We start from the raw sequence: 7490 nt of genomic DNA, 5'->3' as shown, positions 1-7490 counted from the left end.
AGTCGGACTTGTCGGAGTCGGACTTGTCGGAGTCAGTGTTGGCGGAGTTGGAGTCCGTGTTACCGGAGTTGGAGTTGGAATAGAGAGAATGTCACTACCAAGCAGGTTGCCGACGTTTAGGAAGCGGCCGCTACCAGGCAAGTAAAAGTCTTCAATGGTCAAATCAAGTCTTGGTTCTATCTTGCCGTCAGCATTCAAGTCGATCCGCAAATCGTTACCTTTTCTGGCAATCCCGTTCTGCCCTACTGCGAGGGTTGTTGTCAGGGTGGCGTTGTTGAGGATTAAATTATTGGCGGCGCCACCAACATTTTTAATTTTGCTGCCTGCGGCTGTCGTGGCATCTAGGATGTAAGTAGTATCTCCAATGAATCCCACTAGGGAGTCGCTACCGCCGCCGCCGATGAGGGTGTCAGGGGAGGCGACGACACCCTCGTTGCCACGGGAGGCGACGAGGGTGTCGTTGCCGCGGCCGCCGGAGAGGGTGTTGGGTGCTTCGTTGCCGACTATTGAGTCATTTCCTTCGCCAGCAAAGGCATTTTCGATGATGCTGCCGGGGGCGATGGTGAGAGTTTGAGGATCGAGTTTTGTAAGCCCTGTAACATCGCGGCCGGGCACGGTACTGGTTGAACCGGGAGTCAGGTTGACGATAACGTCGTCAGTGATGGCAGCAACGTTGATGATGTCGTTACCGCCGTTGGTGTCGCTGAGAGTTTTGCGAGTAGTATCGGTGAAACTTGCGAACTCGTTGGTGTAGATGTAGGTGTTATCGGTAATTAAGTCGTCACCATACAGCCGTAAAGTTGCGCCTTTGAGTTTGCCGATATTGTTGCCACTGGTGGGAGTTGTATCCCCTTGATAGATAAACGGTTGGCCGGTATTTTTAGGGTCGTTGGTAGCGCTATTATCTGCAATGTTCAGCGTCCAATCGCCAAGGCCAGTTTCTCCCCAGTGGCGGGCGCTGCTGAAGGTGTAGCTGACAGTTGTGTCTTTGAAACCAAAGTCAATCTTTGCGTCGCCTTTGGCTTCATTGTAATAAGGAAGACGATCGAGAATGATACTCTCGGTTTTGTCGGGAGATGTCAGCTTAACTACTAAGTCTTGAAATTGACCGTGCTCGATATTCAAGTCTAGTTCGAGCTTGTCAATGTTGATGCCTTGAGTAATTTTGAAGGTTTGATTGATCCCTGCGGGGTCATTGTCGGGGATATCCACCGATGTTGGCAGGGTCAAATTGGCAAGTTGAAATTTCTCATTTGCCGTAGTTGCTGCTTCGTCCTTGGCAGTTCCCGATTGCAACTGCCACGTTTCAGCCAACCGCACTGCTGCGGTAGCATCCACTAATCCGAAGCCGTAGTCGTGATTAACGTGGAGTCCGCCGCCGTTCCAGTTTTTAGCGCCGTTGAATGTCCAAGTATCGGCGTTGAGCTTAACGGCTGCGTTAACGCCGATACTTGTAAAATTAAAACCTTGCCAAGACCGATCGGGATCATTTTTGCGGGCTGAATAAGCCAGGATTTCTTGAACGTCACGGTAGCCGAGTTTGGGATTGGCTTGCAGGATTAAAGCGACAACCCCTGACACCATTGGCGCTGCTGAGGATGTGCCGTTAAAGCCGTTGTGGTAGTCGCGGTCGGAAAAATTGTCAGCAGTTTCGTTTCTGTTAGCACCTGCGTTGCCGATATTATCGAGCGTAGCGATCCTTCCATTGTCACCGAAGGCTGAAACGAGAAGTGGCGCACCTGGGTTGTTGTAAGGGGCAAATTTTCCCTCATTGTCGATCGCTGCTACGGCAATGACATAGCGACTATTTTCGTAATTGCTTGAGTTGACATTATGTCCCCGCTGGTCTTTTCTTGGCAGTTTTGGGTCAAACTCGTTAACGACCTCGCGCTCGTTTCCTCCGGCCCAGACAAATACGGTGCCTAATTTACCGCGGCCGTTTTTAACAGCAGTTTCGATGGCTGTAACTTGGTCTTTAAGTAGCGGGAAGGGTTTGTCGTCCCCCCAGCTATTGTTGGAAACATCTAAGTCAACTTGCTTGTTTAAACTTGCAATGATAACCGCCTTTTGATTATTTTTGTAACCGGATATCTTTGCTTCGTAAGCAATACCCACCGTACCCGACGTGTTTCTCTGAGCCGCAATAACCCCAGCTACATTCGTACCGTGAGAAGCTTTCTCTGTTGGAACCGGGTCGATCGAATTCTCCTGATCGAAATTATCTTTCAAGTCTTTATGCTGCGCGCCATCGACACCATTATCGATGACTCCGACTTTGATACCTTTACCGGTATACTGCGGCCACAGGGGCAATACATTTAAGTCAATGCCGGGATTTGACGTAATTGTCTTCCCCCCGATGTTTGTCTGCCCGCTGTTGAGCAGCCACCACTGATCCTTAGTTAGGATATCTTTTAAGTCGTCGGGCAATTTGGATGGAGTAGTCATAACAAGGCTCCCTAATAATTTTCTTAACTGCTTCTGAAAGCGATCGGGTCTGAGCAGAGGGCGAGCTCATCTGCTAGCTGACTATCCGCATCCCTCCTGAGATATACTTTGTCACAGATCGGTGGCGATCGCTCCAGTAATTTAACGGAAATAAAAATTACCTGTTACAGTTCACAAATATCCAACTGCATATAGAACCCAAGCGATCGCGGGTTGACTTTGGCTATCTCTATTATTTCTTGCGGCGGCTGTTTGTATAAGTCGGAAAAGTCGGATCTTCCAGTCGGATAAGTCGGAAAAGTCGGATCTTTGGCGATGAGGGCGGTTGAGGATTGACTTTTGAGGGTTATTGTGTTATTGCAATTGAATTTGCCAAATGGGCGAAAGAATCTTCAGCAAAGTGAGTCTCAACAAATCAGGGAAGTAGTTCTTCCGTACTTGTTATGGTAAATCGACTGCTGTGAGCTCTTCGACTGCTTGCGAGCGATCGCAATATCTCAAATGGGTTCTATAAACATATAGAATTAATCAGCGTTAATCTGCGTGAACCTCCGGTTAAAAATTAGTTATATTTTGCCAAGTCGAATGATTTTTCGCTAAAGTGCGATCGAGCAGACAATTATCAGGCCATCTACGCTATTTATGCCGTATATAACTATCCCTAAACAACTTAGGGAACCTTCCAGGGTCATCAAATCTCAACTTTTTTTACGGCCGAAACGCCTCGCCATTTTTGAAGCTTGTCTGATCGGCTTAGTGGCAGGACTGGCCGGTGTTTTGCTAAAGTCAGGAGTCGGATGGCTAGGCAGTTGGCGAGTTGCTACCTCGACATTAATCCCAGCTTGGATATTACTGCCCAGCGTCGGTTTATGCGGCGGGTTGCTGACAGGTTTCTTGGTTGAGCGTTTTGCTCCCGAAACTGCAGGCAGTGGCATTCCTCACGTCAAAGCTGCTCTCGGTGGAGTCAATCTTGCCTTAGATTTGCGAGTAGCTGTCGCCAAACTTCTGACCACTATTTTAGCCGTTGGTTCCGGTTTAACTTTAGGCAGGCAAGGCCCAACTGTCCAAATAGGAGCATCTTTGGCCGGCTGGATAGGTCACTTGATGCCTACTTCCCCAGACTACCGCCGACAATTGATTGCTTGCGGTGCTGCTGCGGGATTGGCTGCTGGTTTCAATGCTCCCATTGCCGGAGTTCTTTTTGTAGTTGAAGAACTGCTGTATGACGTTTCGGGATTGACTTTAGGAACTGCCATTATCGCTTCATTTATCGGTGCAGTTGTCTCGCAGCTTTTGGGCGGCGATAGTTTGAGTTTGAACCTTCGCGAGTACCAAACCAGTTTTGATGCTCAGGAAATCCCGTTCTACATACTATTAGGAGTTTTAGCGGGATTGCTGGGAGCTTTGTTCACCAAAGGGATTATTGCTAGCTTGCAATTTAACAGGCGAACGCTCAAATTAGCCTTACCAGTGCGAATTGCTATAGCTGGCGTAATCTGCGGTTTAGTAATAGGTTTTCTCCCAGAAACTTTCCGCGATAATACGGGTTTACGGGAGTTTATGCTGACCGGCGAAGCAAGCGGGATAACGAGTTTAATTGCTTTTATAGCTCACTTTTTTCTAACAATTATTTCCTCGGCTTCTGGGGCTCCGGGAGGATTGTTTTCCCCTTCGCTAGTTATGGGTTCTGCACTAGGTCACATGGTGGGCATTGTGCAGGCAGATTCCCTGGGCGTCGGTTTGCCGGTAACTTACGCTTTGGCGGGAATGGGAGCATTTTTTTGCGCGGTTACTAGAGCGCCGATTACTGCGGTAGTAATTGTGTTTGAAATTACGGCGGATTTCAAATTAGTGCTGCCTTTGATGATCTGTTGTGTAGTTGCTTATTTAATGGCAGAAAAGGTAGAGAGTGGCTCGCTGTACACTCACCTTTTGGAGTTTAACGGCATTCAACTGACAAAAACAAAAGCTGCGAGCAATACTTTGAGCGACTTGTACGCAGAGGACGTGATGCAGCGCCGAGTTGAAACTCTTTCGAGTTTGCTGACTTTCGATGAAGTGATCCAGGCATTTTCGCGATCGCACCACCGAGGATTTCCCGTCGTTGAAGATGGCAAATTAGTCGGAATTGTCAGTCAAACCGATTTGGCAAATGCCAGCGAACGCAATTTTTCTGGAAACTCGCTGCTCAAAGAATTTATGACTGTACAGCCGATCGCAGTCAAAGCAAAGGATACTTTAAGCGAGGTATTGTACAGGCTCAACAACTACAATATCAGCCGCTTGCCAGTCGTAGAAGGTCGGCGTTTGGTGGGAATTATTACCCGCAGCGACATTATCCGAGTTGAATCCGATCGCCTCAGCGGAGAAACAACCCAGGGCCCGCATCCAGAACCTTCCTATGTTGTCTATCAAACCAGAGCTCCGCAAGTCGGAAACGGCCGCTTATTAGTGCCGCTTTCCAACCCCCAAACAGCACCCGCTTTGCTGCGGCTGGCGGCCGCGATCGCGCGCGATCGTAATTACGAATTAGAATGCCTGCAAATCATCTTAGTACCGCGCAACAGTTCCCCCTCAGAAACCGCAGTCCGGACAACAAAAAGCCGCCGCCTGCTGCAACAAGCCGAGCGAATTATTCGCAATTTGAACTTGCCTGTACACACCCAAATACGGGTAGCTCATGACGTGCCTCACGCGATTTTAGAGACTATTAAGGATCGACATATCGATTTAATTTTGATGGGGTGGCAAGGCGAAACATCCACCACTGGACGCATTTTTGGTGATGTGGTCGATACCGTTATTCGGCAAGCCGGCTGCGAGGTTATTTTGGTTAAATGGAGCGAAAAGATATTAGCAACCCGCAATAAAAATGAGCTTTCCGCCGCTCTTAGCGGGCGGAAATATGCGTCTATAGAATGGGACTTAAATGCCGAAGGAGTTGACGGCGCAGATCATCCCACGGCGAGATCCTCAGATTCATCAGCGACTCCTGAGACTGAACTTTCCCCGCCGAATTCAGACATTCCAGGGGCAGAATTGGGACTGCACACGCTGATGGGTTTGCACCGCTGGTTGGTGCCTATTCGCGGCGGTTACAAGCAAGCTGCGGCTTTGCGGCTGCTACCTGCTTTAGTTGCTGCGAGTGCTGTACCGGAGATTAAATTGTGTCAGGTTCACCAGCCTTCTGGTGCAGAACCCGATCGCGGTGAATTAAAGCAAGCGGCGGAGTTTATCAAGCGCCGGGTTAGCTGTTCGATAATAGCGACTTCGGTTTGCGCTAAATCGGTTTCTGATGCTTTAATTGATTTGGCTCAGAACGATCAGTGCGATGCGATCGTCCTGGGAGCTAGCCGCGAAGGGCTGCTGAAGCAGGTGATTCACGGGAACATCCCGGAAGCTGTGGCGCGCGGGTGCGACTGTACAGTCATTTTAGTGCGATCGGCCAATTAGTCATTAGTTAGTTGTGATTTTTTATTTATTAATTTTTATGGTGGTATTTTAGTGTTCTAGTCTTGTCCCCAGGCTCGGTTTGGGAATACATACCCGGAGGCTTTGTCTCCAATAACTAATAAGTAATAACCAATAAATATGGTTCACTTTAACGTTGGTTTTCAACACTTTAACTCCTTCGCTGATATTACGCTATCCCTGGCACAAACTTTAGACAAAATGGGAATTCCCATTTCTGTCGAACCTTCAACAATTGCCTCTCAGATCTGCGATAATTCCACAACCGAAGAAAACCACCTGCTAGAAAAGTGGATGAACACCGCACCATCAGACTTATTTCAGATAAAATGGTCTCATTACTGGAAACCTTATTTTTTAAAAGAACTCAAGGGACATCTCAATTTTGAACTTTTTGCTATCAATTACGAATTCGCCAAACATACTGATGATTATGATTACTGGATTTACGATGCTGTCAATAATTTATCTCACAAACTAGCCGTCAGCCAATATTCTAAAAACGTTTTAATAAAAGCTGGATGTCCGCCTGACAAAGTATCAGTCATGCCTCTAGGTTTCAATCCTTTAATCTCGCAACTCTATTTTCCCAGACCGCAAAAAAACCAAAAAGATGTAAAGTATATTCTGCACATGACCAATTCTTTTGATTTGTATAGATTTGGCACGGATATCGCCATTCAAGCTTTTTGGGAAGAGTTTAGAGATGATTCTAAGGTAGAGTTAATAATCAAAGATGGCGGCAAACATTCAGATGTTATAGTGGAACATCTCGTAAATATTGAAAAACAATTCGGCAAGTTCAAGTCAAGAATTCGGATAATGCCTAAATTTTGTAATAAAGCAGAACTAGCTGATTTGTACTTGTCAGCCGATGCTTTTTTAGCTCCCTTTCGCGGCGAGGGTTTTGCGATTAAAATTTTGGATGCCTTTGCTGCGGGTTTACCTGTCGCTATGACTATGTATGGCGGCCCGACTGAGTACGCCAATGCTGATAACTGCTATCCCATTGCTTACGATCTCATTCCCGTCGGAAAGTGTTACGATACTCAGTATCTAAAAATTACAAATGCTCCTCATTGGGCCGAGCCAAATGTTCAGTCTGTTCGCCAACAGTTACGAAAAATTGTTGAAGACCCGATGCGTTTTCAGGTAGCTCAAAAAGCTAGAGAGACGGCGGATTTGTTTAATTGGGAAGCTGCCGCTCAAAAATTGCTAAGATTAATGCGAAAGTTGTTTTAGGAGCAGAAATTATGGGACTCGAACGCAAAATGTTTAGGGGAATGTTTTCGCCGGGGGAAATGGTACGATTGAAACAGCCTTGTTTTACTCCCGGGCGATTGTTTGAGCCAGGAAAATATAACGCTGATGAGTTGCCGGATATCGCTTTTGATATGGGTTTGGTAGACCACTTGCCACCAGTCAAAGGCAACAGTTCAGAAAATCTCAATACCCAGAACCCGCCAGCTCAAAACCTTGAGGACTAAACTCCCATTTGCAGTAAGGACTTCAGTCCTGAAAATCCCCGTTTGTAGTAAGGACTTCAGTCCTGAAAAATAAAATAATCAAAG

At 47.0% G+C, this 7490-nt stretch carries 4 protein-coding genes; 3 read left to right on the top strand and 1 reads right to left on the bottom strand.

From position 1 onward, the window contains the following. Window positions 1-2448 (bottom strand): S8 family serine peptidase (locus tag QUA47_RS10770; RefSeq protein ID WP_333430734.1); only part of this gene is annotated, 2448 nt, incomplete at its 3' end. Window positions 2449-3090: 642 nt separating this feature from the next. On the opposite strand from QUA47_RS10770, the gene QUA47_RS10765 reads away from it, so the two are divergent. The 3 genes from QUA47_RS10765 (at window position 3091) to QUA47_RS10755 (ending at window position 7406) form a co-directional block, all read left to right on the top strand. After that, window positions 3091-5901: a chloride channel protein gene (locus QUA47_RS10765; RefSeq protein ID WP_333430733.1), complete on the top strand. Its 2811-nt coding sequence runs from the start codon at window positions 3091-3093 to the stop codon at window positions 5899-5901. Between the two features lie 138 nt (window positions 5902-6039). Further along, complete coding sequence (locus QUA47_RS10760; protein ID WP_333430732.1) at window positions 6040-7161, top strand: glycosyltransferase family 4 protein; 1122 nt, start codon at window positions 6040-6042, stop codon at window positions 7159-7161. A gap of 11 nt (window positions 7162-7172) precedes the next feature. Further along, on the top strand, window positions 7173-7406 hold the full coding sequence (locus QUA47_RS10755) for a hypothetical protein (protein WP_190662553.1): 234 nt from the start codon (window positions 7173-7175) through the stop codon (window positions 7404-7406). Window positions 7407-7490 lie beyond the last annotated feature (84 nt).

Origin of the sequence: Microcoleus sp. MON2_D5, assembly GCF_036701905.1 — a bacterium.
Taxonomy (GTDB): Bacteria; Cyanobacteriota; Cyanobacteriia; order Cyanobacteriales; family Microcoleaceae; genus Microcoleus.
The sequence above is the reverse complement of the archived record's forward strand: the minus strand, read 5'-3'. Positions and strand labels throughout refer to the sequence as shown.

Bases quoted from the DNA above. Each gene is read 5' to 3' on its own strand.
- QUA47_RS10765 (WP_333430733.1), top strand. From the start codon at position 3,091: ATGCCGTATATAACTATCCCTAAACAACTTAGGGAACCTTCCAGGGTC.
- QUA47_RS10755 (WP_190662553.1), top strand. From the start codon at position 7,173: ATGGGACTCGAACGCAAAATGTTTAGGGGAATGTTTTCGCCGGGGGAA.
- QUA47_RS10760 (WP_333430732.1), top strand. From the start codon at position 6,040: ATGGTTCACTTTAACGTTGGTTTTCAACACTTTAACTCCTTCGCTGAT.